This is a genomic window from Nonomuraea sp. MTCD27, assembly GCF_041950495.1.
GTDB lineage: Bacteria > Actinomycetota > Actinomycetes > Streptosporangiales > Streptosporangiaceae > Nonomuraea.
Map to the genome: position 1 here is coordinate 22,508 of NZ_JBGNUW010000037.1, position 20,148 is coordinate 42,655.

At 63.9% G+C, this 20,148-nt stretch carries 18 protein-coding genes; 7 read left to right on the top strand and 11 right to left on the bottom strand.

Features of this window, described 5'->3' with window-relative positions:
* Positions 1–76: 76 nt before the first annotated feature.
* Entirely contained in the window at positions 77–499 is a 423-nt protein-coding gene (locus ACBJ59_RS57865) for a hypothetical protein (protein WP_375118581.1), read from the top strand.
* A 68-nt stretch (positions 500–567) separates the two neighbouring features.
* On the opposite strand, the gene ACBJ59_RS57870 is transcribed toward ACBJ59_RS57865, so the two are convergent.
* The 8 genes from ACBJ59_RS57870 to ACBJ59_RS57905 all read right to left on the bottom strand — a co-directional run bounded on the left by ACBJ59_RS57870 (position 568) and on the right by ACBJ59_RS57905 (position 10,861).
* Positions 568–2,742 (bottom strand): DUF262 domain-containing protein, encoded by a 2,175-nt coding sequence (locus tag ACBJ59_RS57870; RefSeq protein WP_375118517.1) that lies wholly within the window; start codon positions 2,740–2,742, stop codon positions 568–570.
* Positions 2,743–3,153: 411 nt separating this feature from the next.
* The gene (locus tag ACBJ59_RS57875) at positions 3,154–3,618 is read right to left on the bottom strand and encodes a hypothetical protein (protein WP_375118518.1); all 465 of its coding nucleotides are present in this window, start codon (positions 3,616–3,618) and stop codon (positions 3,154–3,156) included.
* On the bottom strand, positions 3,618–4,031 hold the full coding sequence (locus ACBJ59_RS57880) for a hypothetical protein (RefSeq protein ID WP_375118519.1): 414 nt from the start codon (positions 4,029–4,031) through the stop codon (positions 3,618–3,620). Before ACBJ59_RS57880 ends, ACBJ59_RS57875 begins: the two co-directional genes overlap by 1 nt.
* A 515-nt stretch (positions 4,032–4,546) precedes the next feature.
* Positions 4,547–6,025 (bottom strand): branched-chain amino acid ABC transporter substrate-binding protein, encoded by a 1,479-nt coding sequence (locus tag ACBJ59_RS57885; RefSeq protein ID WP_375118520.1) that lies wholly within the window; start codon positions 6,023–6,025, stop codon positions 4,547–4,549.
* A gap of 529 nt (positions 6,026–6,554) precedes the next feature.
* Positions 6,555–6,791, bottom strand: a complete 237-nt coding sequence (locus ACBJ59_RS57890) for a hypothetical protein (protein WP_375118521.1) — start codon at positions 6,789–6,791, stop codon at positions 6,555–6,557.
* A gap of 691 nt (positions 6,792–7,482) precedes the next feature.
* The gene (locus ACBJ59_RS57895) at positions 7,483–8,226 is read right to left on the bottom strand and encodes a hypothetical protein (protein WP_375118522.1); all 744 of its coding nucleotides are present in this window, start codon (positions 8,224–8,226) and stop codon (positions 7,483–7,485) included.
* Positions 8,223–9,110, bottom strand: a complete 888-nt coding sequence (locus ACBJ59_RS57900; RefSeq protein ID WP_375118523.1) for a hypothetical protein — start codon at positions 9,108–9,110, stop codon at positions 8,223–8,225. The genes ACBJ59_RS57895 and ACBJ59_RS57900 overlap by 4 nt, the downstream gene beginning before the upstream one ends.
* Positions 9,107–10,861 carry a hypothetical protein gene (locus tag ACBJ59_RS57905; protein WP_375118524.1) on the bottom strand — a complete coding sequence of 585 codons (1,755 nt, stop codon included), beginning with the start codon at positions 10,859–10,861 and terminating at the stop codon, positions 9,107–9,109. The genes ACBJ59_RS57900 and ACBJ59_RS57905 overlap by 4 nt, the downstream gene beginning before the upstream one ends.
* Positions 10,862–10,946: 85 nt before the next feature.
* On the opposite strand from ACBJ59_RS57905, the gene ACBJ59_RS57910 reads away from it, so the two are divergent.
* Positions 10,947–11,681, top strand: a complete 735-nt coding sequence (locus ACBJ59_RS57910) for an NUDIX domain-containing protein (protein WP_375118525.1) — start codon at positions 10,947–10,949, stop codon at positions 11,679–11,681.
* Between the two features lie 326 nt (positions 11,682–12,007).
* On the opposite strand, the gene ACBJ59_RS57915 is transcribed toward ACBJ59_RS57910, so the two are convergent.
* Complete coding sequence (locus tag ACBJ59_RS57915; RefSeq protein ID WP_375118526.1) at positions 12,008–12,754, bottom strand: DUF2690 domain-containing protein; 747 nt, start codon at positions 12,752–12,754, stop codon at positions 12,008–12,010.
* 172 nt (positions 12,755–12,926) lie between these two features.
* Between ACBJ59_RS57915 and ACBJ59_RS57920 the strand changes: the two genes are divergently transcribed.
* Entirely contained in the window at positions 12,927–13,268 is a 342-nt protein-coding gene (locus ACBJ59_RS57920) for a hypothetical protein (RefSeq protein WP_375118527.1), read from the top strand.
* Positions 13,269–13,320: 52 nt separating this feature from the next.
* Here the strand turns inward: ACBJ59_RS57920 and ACBJ59_RS57925 are convergent, their stop codons facing one another.
* Entirely contained in the window at positions 13,321–14,277 is a 957-nt protein-coding gene (locus ACBJ59_RS57925; RefSeq protein ID WP_375118582.1) for a transposase, read from the bottom strand.
* 275 nt (positions 14,278–14,552) lie between these two features.
* On the opposite strand from ACBJ59_RS57925, the gene ACBJ59_RS57930 reads away from it, so the two are divergent.
* Positions 14,553–14,795, top strand: a complete 243-nt coding sequence (locus ACBJ59_RS57930; protein ID WP_375118583.1) for an endonuclease VII domain-containing protein — start codon at positions 14,553–14,555, stop codon at positions 14,793–14,795.
* 230 nt (positions 14,796–15,025) lie between these two features.
* Here ACBJ59_RS57930 and ACBJ59_RS57935 read toward each other — a convergent pair whose 3' ends face one another.
* On the bottom strand, positions 15,026–15,814 hold the full coding sequence (locus ACBJ59_RS57935; protein ID WP_375118528.1) for a hypothetical protein: 789 nt from the start codon (positions 15,812–15,814) through the stop codon (positions 15,026–15,028).
* 466 nt (positions 15,815–16,280) lie between these two features.
* Between ACBJ59_RS57935 and ACBJ59_RS57940 the strand changes: the two genes are divergently transcribed.
* The 3 genes from ACBJ59_RS57940 (at position 16,281) to ACBJ59_RS57950 (ending at position 19,693) form a co-directional block, all read left to right on the top strand.
* Positions 16,281–16,550: a hypothetical protein gene (locus tag ACBJ59_RS57940; protein ID WP_375118529.1), complete on the top strand. Its 270-nt coding sequence runs from the start codon at positions 16,281–16,283 to the stop codon at positions 16,548–16,550.
* A gap of 565 nt (positions 16,551–17,115) precedes the next feature.
* Entirely contained in the window at positions 17,116–18,045 is a 930-nt protein-coding gene (locus ACBJ59_RS57945) for a hypothetical protein (RefSeq protein ID WP_375118530.1), read from the top strand.
* 79 nt (positions 18,046–18,124) lie between these two features.
* Positions 18,125–19,693: an SMI1/KNR4 family protein gene (locus tag ACBJ59_RS57950; RefSeq protein WP_375118531.1), complete on the top strand. Its 1,569-nt coding sequence runs from the start codon at positions 18,125–18,127 to the stop codon at positions 19,691–19,693.
* Positions 19,694–20,148 lie beyond the last annotated feature (455 nt).

Here is a 20,148-nt window from a genome sequence, read left to right on the forward strand (position 1 = left end):
CACGGGCGCAGCACTCCCGCTCACTGACGTCGTGGCACCCCGCGATTCAGTACTGGGCCTACCCGCTTTCAGGACAATGCCGAAATCTCTGAGCGCAGGGGACGGTGTCTGGCTGGCGCCGCTGGCCCAGGCACTACGTCACGCGCACAACACGATCCTCAGCACTCAGCGCACACCTTGCCCCTCTTGGTGCCGCGAGGAACATAAGGCACCGTTCGACGTCGAGCACTCGTCCGAGGTTCTCGCGGTTGAGCTCAAGCATTACCCGTACTGGGCGGGGAACGAGTGCTACTCATCGTCCGTGCTGGTCGCTCTGCGCCAGGATTCCGCGAACTTGCCCCCCGTCATCGGTCTGTCCGGACCCGACGACTGCCCGGGGGACGTCCTGACTCACGACGAGGCAGAGGACCTTGCCAGAAACCTGCTCCAACTGGTCTCGGCCAGCAGGGCCACGCATACGGAACAACCAGATTCACTGAGTTGCCAGGACGAGCTCTGACGAGCAGGTATGCCGCTTCATCCACCCGGCTCCATGCGGTAACGGCGAACAGATTCATCTCCGGCGGTTCAGCGACTGCTCTGACGGGCTTCCTTGAGGTCACGCAGACTCAACGACCGACCGTCGGAAGAGCGGATCTGCCACTGCTTCATCCCGTTCCCCGTCTTCGCGTTCCGGACAAAGCCCGCCGCCTCGTCCACCTTCGAGAAGACTTCACCTGTGGCTTCCAGCCGGAGCCTACCGTCCGCGCGAATCTCCGCCCAATGATCCACACTCCGATAGTTCAAGACGATACGCGTGCCCGGCGCGATGACGCCGGCGCGGACCATCTTGGCGACATCGGTCTGTAGTTTCGGCAGACTCACCAACTCTTCCCGTTCCACGTGCACGAACGGATCTCGGTACTCCGGGATGGCGGAGACGTCGACGCCTATGCGGTCCAGCGACCAGATCCGTGCGCACAGCCGCAGATACAGCTCCTGCCTCAGTTCGATGACCTGGGCCATCGTGGCCCCCTCCTTTATGGGCCGCAGGAAAGACAGGAGATCATGCTTCTTTGCGAACACATGCAGGTCGGGGAAGTTCTCGCGATAGTCCCGGGATAGGACCCCGACCAGCACGTTCTGCCTGCCATAGCGTGTCACTTTCTCCGACAGCGGCATGGCCCCCAGGCTCGCGTTGTCCGACGCGGGCAACAGAACCAGCACCCCGAACCGATTGCGCAGGGAGCGGAATTTCATCAGATCGGGCTCCTCACCGCGGTGCCGATCCGGCTTGTTCGCGTACAGGTGCTCGATCTGGTTGACCTCATCGAGGTAGTCACCGGCATCGCCCAGCTGACCACACCCGTCCTGAACGAAGTCCGTCAGCCGCGCCAGAAGATATTTGATCGCAGAGCGGTTGGTGCCTCGGAGGCCGAACCCGTCCAGGTTGACGGGCTCGTACTCTTCGCCGGCGATCTGTTCGGCGAGCACGGCGGAGACGTCCTCAACCGTGCGGCAGCGACGCAGCGCCGGCAGCAGCGATTCCACCACCTTCTGGATGTCCCGCTGCTGGACGGGCAGGTCCGTCAGCACGCGCAGCACGTACCAGCGATCGAGGAAAGCGGCCACTCGGCGCGCCTTCCCCTTGGCGGTCTCTGGGCCGTCCTCGGGCCGTACAGCTGCGAAAATGGCGACCATTTGCAAGCCGAGTCCATTGCGTTCGTTGAAGTAGAGCTCCGCCAGCTCCTTGTGGTAGACGCGGGTGGCCTCCAGAAAGGTGCGGTAGCGCACAGCAAGCTGCAGCAGCTCGTCGACGAAGTCGTGAAACTTGTCCGTCCTGCCGAGAAGGCCGAGGAGCTTGTCATTCTTGCGCACCCAGAGATTCAGCGCGGCGTCGATTTCCCGCATGTCGTCATGGTCGTCGCCGAGTCGCGCGTACCTGCCCTGTAGAACGGCTTTGAGGAATTGGCTGGCCACGAGGCGGTCGTCCTGGACCGCGGCCAGTTCCGCCAGCATATGCCGCCACTGCTGGTTGAGCTTGTCCACGTTGTCGCGGACGTGCGACAGGAGGTAGCTCTTGACCAGGTCCACCGACGTGAGGCGGGCGCCGCGATCGTTCATCGACTCGAAAATCCGGAACGCGTTGCTGCTGTCCGTCGCCCGGATCCCCGCCAAGATCACGTCTTCGAGCAACCAGTCCACGAAGGACGCGTACGAGGTGGACGAGATGTCCGCCAGCAGCGACTCCACGTCGCGGCTCCGCCGCCAGATGTTGCGCACCGACAGGGAATCCCCCTGGCCGATCTCGTAGTTCCGGTCCTCGAAGATCGCCTTCAACACCCTGTCGGCATCCCACAGATCGACCCGGTAGCGTGCTTGCGATCGTTGCTGGGATCGAATCAGTGGGGTGAGTATCTCGACGTGTCTGGTTTCCTCGTACTGGATGCCCATGGACCGCAGCCGCATGAGCATCAGCAGCAGCGTCGTGAATCGCTGCTGCCCGTCTACCAACGAGCGCTGGCCTCTGGCGCTCTCGTAGTAGACGAAGGGGCCGAGAAAGTACTGTGACTCCACGCCAGGCCGCACATGAGTGCCGCGCGCATCGACCGGTCCGAAGCCTTGGCGAAGGTCGGTGATCAGAGCACGGACCTCGTCCTCACCCCATACGTATTCGCGCTGGTAGTAATCAATGGAGTAGAAGGACTCATTGAACAGCCTCTTGAGCGACATCTGGCTGGCGATGATTCCCTTGTACGCCAAAACGATCACCTCGGCTCGCGGCAAAGGTCGCAGAGCCTCATTGAACAGCGAACCGGCAGCTTTGCGGGGCAAAGGAGAGCCGAATAGGACCTTGTGGAGAGGTACCGGCAGTGAGCGGGTCAGCACCCATTTGCGTGTCGAGCGACGCCTGGAAGATCTTGTGCGTACCAACGGGCGGCGCGATGCCCATCAGCCTGAAGTCCGCCACTGCACACGGCGCTGAACATATCGTTCCGACGGACACGGCTTTCGACTTCCGGCAAGTCCGAGAGATCGCCGTCGCCACCACGGCCCCGCTCGTCGACGGAGACACGGGCCGCATTCGGCGGTGTCCGCTGCGGTCAGCGGACACCGCCGGCTCTCTCGGCCGTGGCGAATGGCCCGTGGCGCGTTTGCTCCGCAGCAAGGGCGCTATGCGGCCGGCCGAGTGCTGCGGGCCAATACGGCGAGGTTGAGGATCGCGCGTACAAGCCGCTCAGCGTGCTGAACGCTCATTCCGTCATCTCCGTATCCGTGGAACCAGATCAGAGCGCCGTCGCCCTCGTCGTGGGTGAGCCATGCTCCTTCGATGACGCCGCTGTCACAGATGTCGTCGGGGCGGTGCTGAGCGCACCACGGGTGGCAACCCGGCGTCATGCTCTCTGGTGGTTGCGAATCGGCGATTTCTGCCCGGTCGCGGCCGGCCACGACCAGCATGAGGAGGTTGAGTGCGATCTCCTGTGCTTCGTCGAGCGTCATGTAGTAATTGCAGTGATCTCCGGTGTCTCCTAAGCAGACGCGCGGCTCCGCCTCCCGGTAGTGCTGGACGAGGTTGATCATGGAGACGACGGGTTTGTACTGCGGATTCTCCGGAGTCCCGTAGTTGTCGTATGGCATCACCTGAAGAGCGGTGTCCAGGCAATAGCTTCCGTGCTGGCGGTCTTCTGGATGATCGGACGAGCGTGCTCGCGGTCGCACCACGATGGGCAGGCGCTCAGCGCGAGCCATTCGGCCGGATTGGCGGCTTCACGACGGGCGCGCTGATGCGCGTAACACTCCACGACCTTGACGTCGAGCAGGGTGCCCGCGGGTTCGAGGAGCCCGTCGTCCCTGCCGCATTGAACGCATGCGAGACCCTTGCGCTGAGCAGGGCTCAGGGATTCACGCAGAGCCGCCAGATCGATCTGCGCAGTCGCCGTCGCCGCGTCCTGGGGGCTCGGCGGTGCCTCCGTGGACGGGCGCTGAGCAGGGATCGTTGACTGAACTCGTAGATCCTCGGCGGGTGTGCTGGTGTCGGTACTGATGCTCATCGGGATCACGCACCTCTCGGTCAAAGCCGGTGAATTGCTGAAGCGTGGGTGCGTACACGCTCACACTCCGTCATACATCAGGCACGCACAGCAGTAAAGCCTTGAACCAGGTCTCAAGTGAGCCCGGGCCTTGAACCCGCGCCAGCGACGTCGCGGGAAGCGTCAGTTTCTTCGTCCCGCCAAATGTGGCCGCCTGTCACTCGTCCCGGCCGGCGCCCCGGGCTGGCCCAAGGTCACGCCACCCTCACATGTGCCAGGCCTACCGAGCGAGCCCAGGTCGCCAGCGGAGGTACCGCTGGCTTCGCCCAGCCAGCCTCTAGAGCACTTCTCAACCAACCAGAAACCGGACATTTCCCATTAATCCCGGCAACAGTGTGCGATTTTGTTATGGACGGCCTGACCACGGCCACCTGGAACAGGTTCGATGGGAGGGACACGCCATCTTCGCGCCCGCCCGGTTCGACGTAAACAGGGAAGATGTGTGGACGAGGCTTGTGAAGTTCTGTCGATCTGCACTACGACCCGTCGATGATCTTGACATATTCTTCACTGCCGTTGCGCATTTGGAGAACCGTAATATCCTTCTGGTTTACATCCCCAGTTGATGTGTCAAAACTGAGCGACCTGCCGATGATCGAATCGGCTTTCTTGATAGCAATGCCCGGTTCGGCAAAGAATGCATCCCTCACGCCTCTTCTAGTGGCATCAGACCGTTCTATTGCCGCCAATACGACCTGAAGTGCCTGAACTCCATAAAGGACATAGGTGCCACTTGGCTGCCGACCATATCTTTTCTCGAAATCAGCCATCAATTTAGACGCCTTCGCAGACGTTGCGTGTATCCTGGAGAGGTCCATACCGGCAAAAGTAAGGTACATCCCCTCGGACTCAGACATTTGCTGCAAGTCAGCATATCCACTGAACCCATCAGCAGCAATTAATTTGATGATGGAATTCAATCCAAGATAGTTGACCTTGTCGCGAATGAGCTGTTTGCCGTTGCGGTCAAATATTCCACCCAGATAGATACAATCGGGATCCGCAGCCCTGATCTGTTGGAACAGCGCAGCGTAACTTTTATCGGACGAATCCCACGAGTCGCTACCGGCAATCTCCAAGCCATTTGCCTGGGCTGTCTCCACAAACCGGTCGGCAACGCCACTGCCATACGTTTCGCCGTCATCGAGAACATAACAGCTCCGCGCACCGATTTCCTTCGCTAGTCGGACACCTGCCTTACCTTGGTAATCGTCAGTTGTTACAATCCGTGCATAGTTACGCTTGCCCTGCGGATAATACTTCTCGGGTTCGTCAGGCTCCCAGGATTTCGTTAAACCCGGGTAAGTATTTGAATGCGAGATCATCAGCATGGGACCGGAGCCATCTCTGTTCAAAACCCCGATTTGCGCCTCGGCGCAGCCCGAGTTATAGGGTCCCACGACAGCTATTTCGTCAGCGGTGGCCACATGCTCTTGGGCATTCTCGTAACAGTTCCTCTTATCCCATCGCTTCGCGCCGCCGGCCGCGTTATTGTACCGCTTCAGAGCGATCTTGCATCCAGCAATCTCGTAGTCGATGTCCTCCAGATATAGCTCCATCGCCCTAACCGTGTCGTCGGAGGTTTGCTGTGATTCGCCGGCAAACGGCAGATCGACACCAATGACGACTCGGTTTCCAGTTTGACGATCACGGCAGCCTTGAGCGCCGGAGATACTCGCCTTGGGCCAGAAGTGATTAACTGCGAATCCAGCAGAAAATAGTAGCAGGGAACTGACCGCCGTCGACGTTATGCGTATCCGGGACCGCCGATTCTTGATGAGCCTTGCCGGGGTTATCTTGCCGGGCAGCACCTCGACATGAGCGGCGGCGCCAGCCGCACTTCGCGAGGTGCGACGCCTCGCCCAGGCATCCCTTATCGGAACCCAGCCGAAGTATGCGCTCACGACGCCAGCTACGGTTCCGAGCAGCGTAAGGGCCAGCCCAGCCAGTTCCATGTTGCAAGTGTATGTGGGGCGAGAATCACGCACGCGCGCTGGCGCCAAGAACCTACCGGTATCATGCATTTCAAATAGCCCAAACGGGACGTATGTGTCCCTGCGGGATTTACTTGACCAATCAATATCTAAAGATTAAAACGGGCAAGCAACGAGAGTCCGGCGGGTGTAAATGGCTCATGCACCTCACACGACCTGCATGTATCCATGGATCAGTCCGCGGTGATCACGATGGCCGACACTTATATCCCCTTCGACGGTAGTCGGCGCTGGCAATTTTCGATCACGAATCGGACGTTCACGCCAGGTATCGGTGGCGATTATCGTTTCAACGAACTCCACCTCCCAGATCAAGGGAAGCGTTTTCCGTTGTGTCAGCGTTCTTCTTGGGCACGTGCATGCACGGGGTGGTCGTGTCCCCCTCGCGGGCGGCCGAGGTGGTCCACATTTTCCAGGGTCACGAGTAAGTCGATCGCCGAAAGGGCGCTCTTCGGTCGAAGGGCGCCCCTTTCGAACACTGGCCTGATCGTCACATCAGAGCATCGGAGATCCGGCGCCTGGCTGCCTCGTCCTGGCCGACGATGCACTTGGCGTAGACACGCAAGAACACGTCCACGCTGTGACCTGCCCACTCGGCGACCTGGGGCGCGGGCACTCCGGCGTTGAGCCAGGTCGAGACGCACGCGTGGCGTAGGTCATACGGCCGCGCCGCCAGAGGCGAGGCGAACTCCTCGCGTTGCTTGCTGTTGCAGGCCCAACGGTGCATCGCAGTGCGGAGTGCACGGTCTTCCGGCTTGCCACGCGTCGTGTTGTACATGGCGGGCGTGGCGGTGGTGAGGGCGCGGGCGATGTCCTGACGGTACTTCGGGCGCGGCTGGCTTCCACTTCATGTCCACGAATTTGCAGACGAAGTCGTACCAGGTCATGTCCGCCCGGTTTCTTCGGCCCCAGGAGACGGGTTCGCCAGCGGCGCGGCTGAACGCCTCTCCCCTGCGGGCAGCGGCTGGAGCTCACCGCGGTAGGTATCGGTTGGGCCGCGATTCGGAAGGGCTTGCGCCAGAGCTTGCCGCCTACCGTCCACCGCACGTAGTAGGTCGTGGTCGTCGTTCCCATGTAGATCTCGGTCTTGTAGACGCGCACGTCGTACGTGAGTCCTTCATCAGGCGGCCTCCTCCATCGCGTCGAGCCAGCGGTCCAGGTCAGCACGGCGGATGCGGAGATCGCCGTTGGGCAGCTTGAGGCAGCGTGTGCCCGCCGGGGACACACTTCTCCACCAGGCTTTTCGCCCTCTGACCTGCGGTTTATCAGCCGCAGGTCTTTTGCTTGGTGGACTTTGATAGGCAGTCGAGAGCGCCTGTACGCAGCCGTAGTACCGTGCTCCGGGGATATGGTTGGGATGATCTTGACGGTATTTCCCCAGGTCGTTGCTGTTGCAATGCCACATTCGGGATAGTCCACTATGTCGTCATGCCAGCCATGGACGGGGGTCTCCCCCGGGCCGACCTTCTCGGCGGCGACACGCTCTTCTCCTGGCCGTCATCGTCTCTCTCCTCCTCCCGTCCGCGGCCGCTAGCCTCCCAGGTGCTGGTGAAGATGCAGAGTGCGAGCTCGTAGAGCAGCCCCGGCCGCCGCGCGACCACGCACGGCGAATTGCGGCCGTGTTCCGTGTCGCCGTACAGGGTGATGTACGCGACCTCGTCGGTCAGGATGATGCGATACAGATTCGGCAGATCGTAGAAGCGCAACTCGACGACATCCAGGTGCAGCGCCACCTCGCGCACGTACTCGGCGTTGTTACGCACCTGCTCCAGCAGCATGCCCGGCCGCAGCCCCCGGTCGAACCGCAGCAGCGACTCCTCGCGCCTGACCAGCCAGGAGCCCGGCCGGGGATCGGGAAGCAGCACCCGGACCGCGTCGAGGGGCCGTACAGCACCCGACCAAATGGGCGCGAAGGCGTCCCGGGTGAGCTCGTTCCCGCGCCCGGTCAGCACCCCGACCCATCGCGCCCTGGCGAGGTCGGCGGCCAGCTCGTCCGCCGCCCGCCGCTGCTGGCGGTGCAGCTTGCGCACCCCCAATCCGGAATAGCGGGACAGCGCGGCGACGGCCCACTCACGAGCACGCGCGGACAGGATCCACCCCACCGCGACGGAGAGCGCAGTCGCCGCCATCGAGCTGATGACACCCTGGGTGAAGTCGTTCATCGCTTGTTTTCGAGGTACGGGAGGAGCCGGCGCAAGACCTGGGCGGCATGCCAGGCCGCGACCCTCTGGGGTGCGTCGGACTTGTTCTGGTCGGCGCGATCGGAGATGCCGCGCACCACCATCCACCGGTGCTGTCGCCCCGAGGCGGCGGACCGTTCGTGGCAGGCTTGCCCGAGCCCGCCCGCCTCCATGTCCACGGCGAGGATCTTGTCGTTGAACGAGGCCAGGAACGCGATCTCCGCGGCGTCCTCGTCCGCGATGACCGCCTCCCCTGATCCGATGGGGCCCGCGTGTATGGCCATCGAGCGCGACGTTCCCTCGGGGTCCTCGATCGTCAGGGCGCCGGGTGGGTCGAGATCGGTGAGGAAGGCGTTGACCGCGTGCCCGACGGCTGCGGGCGCCGGTCGGGTCTCACCGCGGCGGGGGGTGCCCGAGGGCGTGACCTTGCGCCGGTCGTAGTAGACCATCTCCGTGGCCAGGACCACGTCGCCGATGGCCACGGACTCGTGGATGCCCCCGCCGATTCCTACCAGCACGGCGATCTCGGGGTCGAAGACGCCGACCAGGTGGTTGTAGGCGGCCATGGCGGAGCGTTGCCCCTGCTCCAGGGCCATGATGGCGGCCACCGATACCCCGTCCACGACCGCCCGGTAGAACGTCAGGTCGCCGATGCGTTCGTTGCGCAGGTCGAGGGCGAGCCGCACGGCCTGGGTTTCGAGTGGGAGGATGGTGACCACCCCCACCTGGGCGCGCTCCGCCGCTCCGCTGTGCGGCGAGGAAGCGGTCCGCGCCACCTTGGCGTTGCTGCCCACTGCCGAGTCGCGCACGGTCATGGTGCCGCCGTAATTGAGAATGCCGTCGACGCGCTGCTGGGTCACGATCATTCACCATCCCCTTGGTCATCGGGTTCCTGCTGCTGGCTGGTCCGGGACTGGTTGGTACGGGAGGCGTTCGGGCCGATGGCCGAGTCGCGGATGTCCATCCGGCCGCCCATGTTGAGCACGTTCGCGCTGATGATCAACTGAGCCCTCTTCTTGAAGTCGGACGTGTCCACGCCGTGATCCTTCAGGAACTTCTCAGTCGCCCATAACAGTCGCTGCTCGATGATCTTCATCAGGCCGAGGATCTCGGCGCGGTCGTGCTCGGCGTCCTCCCATGGGGTGGCGCGATCCTCGCGCACCCGGTGCGCCGTCCCGACGGCCGAGCCTCGGTGCGGCAGGACCGTCCAGTCGACGCGCGCCAGCAGCCAGCCCAGGAGCAGCCGCGGCAGACCGACGAGCCGCCGCATAGCGAGAATCTCGTCCGGCAGGCGCCAGATCGCGTGAAGGCCCTCCCTCACCACGGACCCCCATCCCCGCTGGCCGAAGTGGTCGAGGATCTCGTAGTCACGGGGGAGCCGGGTCAAGGCGCAGGCCGCGAAGTCGAGGCAGAGCGTCCTGGCCTTGATGGTGACACGGACGAACACCGTCACGACCACCTCTCCCGTCGGCGAGGTGGAGATCTCCAGGAAATGGTGGAAAGGATCGTAAGGGGTATTGATGCTCTTCCTGCGCTCGTCCTGGTCGAGAGGGCGGCGTAGACGGCCTCGGTCGTTGGACAGGACCATCTCCTCGACGTAGATGCGGTCCCCGATGCTGAGGCCAGGCAGCGAGGTCGGCTGGCCTCCGCCCCCGACCTCCTCGATGGCCTTCTGCAAGACGTCGATCAAGGCGTCCGGCTCGAAGTCGTCCACCTCCCCCTCGTCCTTCTCACTCTCCTGACCTTCTGAGGCCTTTGGCTCCGGGAGCAGAGGCACGGTCAGCGGCGGCAGCCACTTGTGTACGAGCTCGCCCGCGCCGACAAAGATGTCCTGCGGGTCGTCGTCGAATAACCTTGTCAGGCGTAGCGGGGTGTCGTCCTCGTCGTCGTCCTCGGTCTTCGTCACGGGCCGACGGTAGATCGCGTACTCGGACGCCTGCTGCTCGCGGATGCGTTTCATGCGCTGACTCAGCCGCCCGGTTCCCAGCGATTCGGACACCCACATGCGGTTGGCGCCGAGTCGCCGGCTCACGGCGCCGGTGAAGGCGAACAGGGCCAGCGCGGCGAGGAGCATGGTGGCCGTGCGGAGCACGTTCTCGACGGACCGGTACTGCAGCGCCGCTGCAAGGAAGGGTGTGACGAGGAGCACGAGGCAGGCCACGGCAACCAGCTTCACTTCGCGCCGCAGTTCCTCCAGTTCGCGCTTCTGCCTGCGGTATTGGACGCGGTGCATGAAGTCGTCGATGGCCTCCAGCGCCCGCAGCCGTCCCACCATGGGAAGCGTACGAATTAGGTGCCGCAGGGCCAGCCAGAGCAGCAGAAAGCAGCCCACCGTAATGGCCAGCGCGGGAAGGGCCAGCCACGCCCCCACGAACACCGACAGGAATCCCAGCCACTGGCAGATCTCCATCATCAGGGCGCGCTTGGCATGCCCGATCACGGGCACCAGGTCGAAGCCGTAGGAAGGGGCGACCCGGTGCGCGGGATCGAGCAGCACCCGCAAGATCACGGAGTCACGGAACTCCCGGTCAAAATAGACGCCGGCACAGAGCTGCCGGGTGGCCTTGCCCCTCGGATGAGCAGGTTGCCGGCCAGGTAAATGCGCATCGTCGCTCATGCCATCCCCGCCTAAGGACGAATTCAGGTAAGTATGACCTTAAGTCGGTGAATATAAGGTTAGAATGACCTAAAAGGAGAGAGTCGTGTCACGCGAGCACCAGCAGGGGGTTGACGTCACCGTCGACCTCGTGATCCTCACCATCCGAGACGGGGCGCTGAGCGCTCTCCTGGTGGAGCGCGGGAACGAGCCGTACAGGGGCCGGCGGGCCCTCCCGGGCGGCTACCTGCGCCCGGGCGAGACCCTGGAGCACGCCGCCCAGCGCGAACTCAAGGAGGAGACCGGCCTGGACGCGGCACGGCTGCACCTCGAACAACTACGCGCATACAGCGAGCCAGGCCGCGACCCCCGCGGCCGCGTGATCACCGTGGCGTTCCTCGCCCTTGGCCCCGACCTGCCCATTCCCACGGCGGGCACGGACGCCTCCGACGCCGTGTGGGTGCCGGTGCCATCGATCCTGAGTAAGCCCGGCTCGCTAGCCTTCGACCATCTGAACATCCTGCGTGACGCGCTGGAGCGGGCCCGGTCGCAACTGGAGTACACGACCGTGGCGACGGCGTTCTGCCCTGAACCGTTCACCGTCTCCGACCTACGCAGGGTCTACGAGACGGTATGGGGGTTGAAGCTCGACCCGAGCAACTTCCGGCGCAAGGTCACGCGTGCCGACCGGTTCCTGGAGGCGACGGGGGAACAGCGGCTCGCGGAGCCGGGCCGTCCCGCCACGCTCTACCGCCGCGGCGCCGCCCATCTCCTGCATCCGCCGCTGCTCCGCGAGGGACACGTGGCCCGTACGCACACGACCACGCCCGCCCTCCGCTAAGGCGAGACTGTCGCATCGATCATAAGGAGGTCTTTGTCGCTCATCTCACTTATCTGAGGCAATGATCGCTACAGCGCTGATCAGCAAGACGCGCAACCTTCGGAATGGGCCCGCCCCGGGACAACTGACCACTTCACCCATCAAGATCAGCCGTTAAGTTGACACTCCCTACTCTGTGGGAGCTGGGAGCTGGGAGGTGAGGCCCGTCTCCGGCCACCCGACGGTGACCGGAATCGGGACTGCGCGCTGCGGAACCGCCTAAGTAAGGGCCGGATGGGCGAGAGGCTCGTCGTAGAACTACTCATACACGTGCAGGGCGGGTGACATCACGAGAGCAGGACGCAGGGCGTTCGAGCGGTGACGAGGGTTTCCTGAGGGGTAGCGATCACCACCGAAGCCCAAACGCATCCCTTCCCCGTCTGCAGCAAATTGCCGAATGTTGTATAGACCTGAGGCTTGGGTGTGTACGGGAAGTCGAAGCGGGCGAGCTTGCCGTCGATCGAACGATGAGTCTCCAACCGGAGATTGACCCCGGTCGGCACCTGTTTGGTGGTCACGAACTGCGGCCATGCGCCCCGGCATTTCGGCGAATACCGCAACATGAGTCGCCCATAGTACTTCCCACCAGTCTCGGCGGGCACAGTGCTGACGTTCTGAACGTCCTTGTCGCACTTTGCTTCCTTTGGGTCGGCCCCGTCTGTGGGCTGGGGCGAAGGCGAGGCCATGGGGGTTGGGGACACCTCCCTCGGCACAATCAGCATCCAGGCGCTGGTCCCGATGAACATTACGGCCAGCACCATAATGATGATCACGATCACGGGAGCGGCTGAATCAGGGGTTCGAGTGATGACGGTGACATTGTGCTTGGTCCCGCGAACGTCAGTGCGGATCTCCCCCTGCGTCGGCTGAGCCCAGGAACCCCCAGTCTGGTTCGCGCCCTGGCCCGAGGAGTCCATGATCCCGTAGATCGTGAAGACCAGCCCTACAACCCCGACGAGCGCTCCGATGACGCTTCCCAGTTTGTCGGCATGGTCCAGACCGACCACGGAGAAGTAAACGGCAAGCCCGATCACAGCGACAGCTGTGAGAGCGACGCCCAACCACATAAGAGGTCGTTTCGGCATAGCACCACCATCTGCTCAAGGATGATCCTCAATCACACTCCCACGGCTGCAGCTATGCATAAATGTTAAATTTTCATCTGGCATTGACCACGACGAGAGCGCATGTTGTTATTTTTGGATAATGCCGGAGCCCAGAGAGCGCATACCTCAGGATGTCCCCGACATCACCGACGTGGAACAGTTGATCAGATACGCCACGTCGGCGCAGCTCGCACGGCTCGAAACCCATGGGATCGCCAATCGGGTGGCTGCGCGAGCTGCGAAAATCGCGCCAGGCAACCTGTCGAGCGCCCTCGGCGGCAGCAAGACGTCACAGTTGACGGAGACCAGGCTCAGAAACTTGGACGCGGCGATCGTCGCGCTCGCGCCAGCACCGCGTCGCGATCACGCCGGGGCGCTGAGCATGCTCGGGATCAGGCTGCGTGGTACGCATTCACGTCCAGCGCATTCCGGCGTTGCATGATCGCGGTGTGTGATCGTCTTCAGGCGCGAGTCGTCGCGGATCGTGGCCGGAATCAGGCTGGTGTCGGGTCGGGTGGGATCCAGGCGCGGCCGAGGAGTGCGTTTCGGATCGTCGTCAGTACGTCGGTGCCGTGTTTGGTGGCGGTGGAGATGTAGCCGCGGATGGCGTAGCGGTGCTCGGTGGTGACCTCCGAGCGCAACCTGCCGGAGATCTTCTGCTGAGTCTTGGCCGGGCGGACGTCGCGTTCGGCCTGGTTGCTGGTAGGAGGAACCCGTAGATCATGAGCGAAGCGCAGGATGTCGGCCTCGCGGTCGCGTAGTACTTCCAGCAGGACACGGCCGATCGGCTGGGTGATGGTCTTGGCCGGTCCCGGGAGGCGGCGCACCTCGGATAGGCCGACCCGCACCCCGTGGCGGAAGCTGTTGATCCACATGGCCTTGGTGCCCGCCGCTATGGCATCTCTGCCCTGTTCGCGGGCGAGGTTGGTGGCGTGGATGAGCCCTCGTAGCGCGGTCTGGATCTGTGCGGGCCAGGCGGCGCCGGGGTAGGTCTCGGCGCAGTCTTCAAGATCACGCAGAAGATGTGAGCAGCACAGCTGATGCGGATGCTCGCCGAGTTCGGCCGAGTCGTAGTTCTGGTAGCGGTCGTGCACCATGACGCCGGTCAGGTCGGCGATGATGAACCTCTTGAAGGTATCCATGGTGCGGTCCCCGAGCAGGTACCAGGTGTACAGCTGCGTGCAGGCGACCAGCAGGTACTTCTTGGCCTTCTTCGGTCCGACCCGGATCGGCGTTTCATCGCAGCACACCGCGTAGGCCAGCGTGAGCAGGGTCCGGATACGCAGGTTGGCGCCCGCGACCGCGTTCGCGGCGCGGGCGATCATGCCGTGCACGAACCCCGGCGACGGACTCGCCCCGGCCAGCGAGGAGATCAGTTCAACGCAGCGGTGCACCGGGATCGCGTGCACCACCATCAGGTACACACACCACGCCTGCAGGTTGATCCCCAGACTGACCGGCGCCGTGCGTGAACGGACACCCGTTCACCACCGAGAACACCTACATCGATCCTTCGTCAGGCCGCAGGCGGTGCAAGCAGTGCGCCTGGGCTAGCCAAAAACGACACCTGGGCCTAGACCCCGACACTCTCGTGCGCGGACAGGCGAATGGCGAAAAGGAGTACTGCAGCCGGGGGCACGCCTACGACGGACCGAGCCTGTACATCGATCCCAAAACGGGTAACCGGCACTGCCGGCTGTGCAGGCGGCTCACACACGTGGCGCGAGTGTTCGGCCTGTCCGAGGCTCAGTACCTGGACCTGAACAAGTCCCAGGACCATAAGTGCGCAATCTGCCTCGTGGCCCTGGAAGACCTTGCGGATGGTGAGGTGCACGTCGACCACTGCCACACGTCCGACCGTGTTCGGGGCATCCTGTGCAGGGCTTGCAACTTCGCGCTTGGAGCACTCAAGGACAATCCTGAGTCATTCGAGCGGGCTGCTAATTATCTGAGGAGCAATCCCGCTTGATAGCGTTTCCGAGGTAAGGCCTGCCCGGCGACTCCCTTGATCTCCCGGATCGGGAACTCCTCAGAAACCACTGAACGCTTTTCATCCTCGGGCGAGCTCGTACAGTACGACGCCAACCCCGGCCGGTTCCGACGCAAGCCCCCCTGCCCAGCCTGCCCCAAGCCGTCTGGATCAACGAACCTGCCAAGGAGGAACCCAGCTTCGATACAGAACAAGTCACCTGAAAAGTCTCAAACAGTATGACAGTTACCGTCATTGTCTGGCGGTAGCCACCCAATGCCTTTCAGCTTCGCCTCCAGGTCCTTCAGCTCCGCCTGTTGTCGGCACTCTCGATCTTCCCGCTGCATCTCCCGCATCTCTTCTTGCATATGAATTTGCTCCTGAACTTCGCCGAGGGCGTGTAGGAGCGTCGCTGACGGTTCTCCGACCGGCTCGCCTCGGCTGATCCGCCCCAGGACTTCCCGGGCGTGGTGCGCAACGGAGTGTCGGGTAGAGGACTCGACTCTGCCGATGTACTGCCACCAAAAGTCCGCGAAGTGCAGCACGGTATGAATGTCGTCCAGTCTCTTCTGGACTGTCGGGTCTGAGAACTCATCGATGGCCATCTGGAGCTGCAGTAGCAGAGCGTCTCGTTTCTTCTCCCATTGCTCGTCCTCCTCTCGCGGCGGCCATTCGCCCTCGGAAGGGCGAGGATGGTTGCGCAAGATCGCTTGGTGATCTCTGAGTTCGACAGCCTCGCTTGGCTTGGGTCTCAACTCGATGAGCTCGGTAATGGTCCGTCGGGCGCTCAGCACGGCATCACGTTCACGTGAACCCTGCTGTCGCTCACGTTCGAGTTCCCGCTGATGCCGCAGTGTCCATCTAGTCGTGATGATCGAGACGGAGCCGCCGATGAGACCGCCGATGAGCGTACCTAGCAGGGCGGGGATAACCTGAGCCCAGTTCACCCCCCTGACTATCGCGTGAACTTCTCTGGCGACGCTAGATACGTTCTCCAACTCGGCGGATTTGATCACCATCTCGCAGCCGGCCCACCACCCTCACCTCCAACCTGAACACCTACCTGACGGCCACCGCCTACGGCCTGACCGGCAAGGTAGGCCAGTACGAGGTCGACACCGCAGCGGGCAAGCACGCCTGGTTCACCTACTCCTACGAGCACGGCACCCAGCGCCTGTCCAACTCCCGCGTGGAACGCGAGAACCAGACCGGCGTGGAGCGCTCGGCTACCTACCGTTAGGACCCGGTCGGCAACATCACTTCCATCGCGGACGTGTCCAAGTTGGGCACCGACCCCAGTGTTTCGGCTACGACTACTGCGTCGCCTGACCGAGGCCTGGACCGAGGGCGACATCGACTGCACAGCCGCCCCCGCTTCCAGCGTGATCGGCGGCATCCAGCCGTATTGGCACTCCTACACCTACGACGCCACCGGCAACCGCACGAAGGGAGACCCAGCACGGCGTCGCCGGCGCGGCCGACACCGTGCGCACCTACACCTATCCGGCTGCTGGCCAGGGTCAGCACCGGTTCACGTCGGTCACCCAGACCGGCGCAGCAGGCGCGCGTACCGACAGTTTCGGCTACGACGCCGTCGGCAACACCACCACCCGCAAGATCGGCACCACGACCCAGACACCCACCTGGGACACCGAAGGCCGCCTGGAGAAGGTCACCGACGGGACCAAGACCAGCACCTACCTCTACGACGCCGACGGCAACCGGCTGATCCCGTCCACTTCTCGATCGCGGTGATCTTGACCCAGGTGCCCGCTGCCGTGCGCAGCCACATGCCGGGGACGAGTACCTCCGCCGCGATCCATGCCTTACGGGCCTCGATCCAGAACGGGTGGCCGTCGGTGGCGACCACGACGCCAGTGGCGTGGCCGGGCTCACCGTCGGTGCCGACGGTGACCTGGACGAGGTTCTTCTGGCCTTCACCGGTGATGACGTTGACGACGGGTCGTGAGGTCGTCTTGCCCGTCTTGGGGTCGGTGGCCTTGGCGGTCAGCCGCGCCAAGGAGCGCCTCTACGTCATCGGCGATCGGGCGTCGTGGTCGACGCAGCGCTACTTCAACGTACTCGCCCGCGATCTTCCGAAACTCGTGCTTCCGCCCGGCTCTCCGACGTACCCAGACCGCTGAGAGCACCATCGACCAACCCCCGCACCGACTGGCTGGAGGACGGCCATGAACAGCGACGGAATGTTCCACATCGACGAGTCCGGTCGCCTCCTCGCGATGCGTCTGGCACCCTACGGGCCGAAGAGGTTCTTCAGGAACTGCTCGCCACTCACCCGGACCTCCTGGCGGGCGGGCAGATGACGCCAGGCGATCCTCGCCGCTGGCTGTTGGTACGGAGGGAGGCCGGTGTCCCCGACCGCGACGGAGGCGGCGGACGCTGGAGCCTCGATCACCTCTTCGTCGACCAGGACGGGATCCCTACCCTGGTCGAGGTCAAGCGGGCCAGCGACAGCCGCATCCGCCGCGAGGTCGTCGGCCAGATGCTCGACTACGCCGCCAACGGAGTCCTCTATTGGCCCGTGCTCAACCTTCAGGCACAGTTCGAGCAGACCCAACGCGAGTCCGGCCGGGATCCCCAAGAGATGGTCGCTCAGCTCTGCGAGGACGACACAGTCACCGTGGAGTCCGTCTTCGCCAAGGTCGGTGACAACCTGCGAGCAGGCAAGATCAGGTTGGTCTTCGTCGCCGACGCCATCCCCGACGATCTCCGCCGCATCGTGGAGTTCCTCAACGAGCAGATGAACCCCGCGGAGGTTCTCGCGGTAGAGGTCAAGCAGTACGTCGCGGAAAATCACGGATGGCGCACCCTCGTCCCGGCCGTGTACGGACGCACCGCGGCCGCCTCCGCCAAGTCCGTCGTCGCGCGGCCGAGCCTGAGCGAACTTCGCGACCAGGCGAACGAAGACGTCCGCACCCTTTGGACCCTGCTCGAGCAGTGGGCCGACGAGGAAGATCTGATCCTGACCCACACCGCCGCAGGCGTCATCGTCTCGGGCCGGAACGACCTGCGTATCGCGCAGCTCTACCCGAAGAATCGGGCCCTGTGCGTCAACCTTGATCCGCTTCGCGGGCGCGGACTCAACGAACTCGCGGAAGCCTGCCTCGCGACCTTGCGCACACTGACGAACAAGCCGCTGACCCCGGCCTATCCGTTCTTTCCCGCGCCTGATGCCGTAGCCAAGTGGGACGACGTCGCGAAACTCCTCAAGCAGCTTGCCGCGGCGTGAGACATCGGGAACGTGGCTAGGAAGGCATCTCACTGTAGGCGGGTCGAAAGGCGGGCATGTGGTGCAGCACAATCCAGATATGGATCTTGCCACCCTGGCTGCCGTCATCGGCCCGCCGCCCTCTGATCCCTTCCCCATCGACTGGCCCGGCGTCGAGCGGTGGCTCGGTCTCCGGCTTCCCGACGACTACAAGGCGTTCGCGGAGAGGTACGGGCCCGTGCTGGCCGGGGAGTGGATCTGGGTCGTGGTGCCCCATCGCTCCGGGCGCGGCGGCTATTTCCGGCAGCTCGACGACCGGCAGGGGCTGCAGCGCAGCATCCGCGGCACGGATCCGCCATCTCACCCGTTCGCCTTTCATCCCGAACCGGGCGGGCTGCTGGTGTGGGGTGAGTCGCGCGGCAGCGAGTACTACTTCTGGGATACCTCGGTGTCCGCTGACCCGAACCAGTGGCCGACCAGGGTCTTCGTCCAGCAGTGGCGGGATGAGCGGTGGCAGCTGGTGGACGCGCCCATGACAGAGGTGCTCGCCGCGCGGGTACGCGACGGCCTTGGCCTGGGAGAGGCCCTGCCCGCGGTGTCACCTCCGTACGCCTGGAGGTTCGCCCCGCTCGCGCTGAAGGACGTACCAGAGAGGACCTCCTTCCCGGGAGTACCGCTCGCGGTCGAGGTCGTAGGGCAGGCGGCGAGGGTCGCGGCGGCCACGGGGGTGCCCGAGGACTATGCCGCGCTGGTCGGCGAGCACGGCGTGGGCAGGCTGGCGGGCGTGCTGCGGCTGCTCGCTCCAGGCGCGCCGGCGGGCTTCGACCTGGGTGCGGAGGAAGCCGTGGTGAGCGCGCGGCTGCGTACGCGGCGGGCCGCGGGGCAACGGGTCGTCCCGTCGCCGATCGCGCCCGAGCCGGGCGGGCTGCGGTTGTGGGGGATGTTCGACGGGGGCGAGACGTGCTGGTGGCTTCCCGTCAGCGACAAGACGGCCGAGTGGCCGGTGGTGCTGCTCGACGCGGACGGTGTGGGGTGGCAGCGGCTGCCGTACAGCGCCTCGGAGTTTCTGGACCGGTGGCTGGACGGACGGCTGGATCTGCCGGTGCTGTCGCTGCCGGCGGTGCCGCGTCCGCGCGTGCTGTTCCCGCCGGGCGTCGAAGCCGCCGTACCCGCGGAGGGAGGAGCGCGGGACACGCTGGCGCAGCTGGCGACGATCATCGGAGAGCAACCGGCCAGTTCCGACACCTGTGACTGGGCCGGGATCGAGCGGTCGCTCGGCTTACGGCTGCCGAGCGACTACAAACGGTTGTTCGAGAGGTACGGGATGATCGGAATCAACGGCATCTCAATCGTGCATCCGGAGGAGCTGCAGGAGCAGCACGAACAGCGAGCCGGGTATCTCGACCGGAACGCAGACAAGGCGATGGCCGTGCATCCCGCTCCAGGAGGGCTGCTGTGGTGCGCGGACACCGAGGGCCGCGACTTCATCTGGTGGGACACCAGTGATCCGGACCCCGACCGGTGGACGATGGTCTGGGATATCGAATTCGACCGGCACACCTTTCCCGGCACCCTCACCGAGTTGGTGATCGCCGATCTGACGGGCAGGCTGGGCAAGCCGCTCACCGCGCTGGATCCGTCGGATGACGGGCCCATGATGTGGACTTGAGGGCGGAACCGTCTTCCCGACTCCCAGATCGGACTGGATGGCCCCCAGGCCATGGCTATGAGGCGCGCTGGGTGCGACCTGAGCGACCTGAGCGCTCAGCCGCTCTCACCAGGACCATCGACCAACGACGCCAGCAGGGCAGTGTTCCACGCCACTCCCTTGTGGGTAACGAGCGTGGAGGTGGCAGCCTATGAACCGGTCACACGACCAGAGCGCCTGGTAGCCGGAGTAGCGGTCGGCGTGCGCGTCGGTGCCTTGGTGGTGGCTGGTGGGGAGACCCGCATTTGAAGAGCGGTAACGCCTTTCGCTTCTCCCGCCGCATATATCGCCCTGAACAGGCCAAACAGCAGTCAACCGATGCATGGCAGAAGGCCATTGTTGACGAGTCGACGCTCATCGACCGGCAGCTACTCATCCCCCATTACAAGACATATCGGACTCCAAACAGCTCCTGG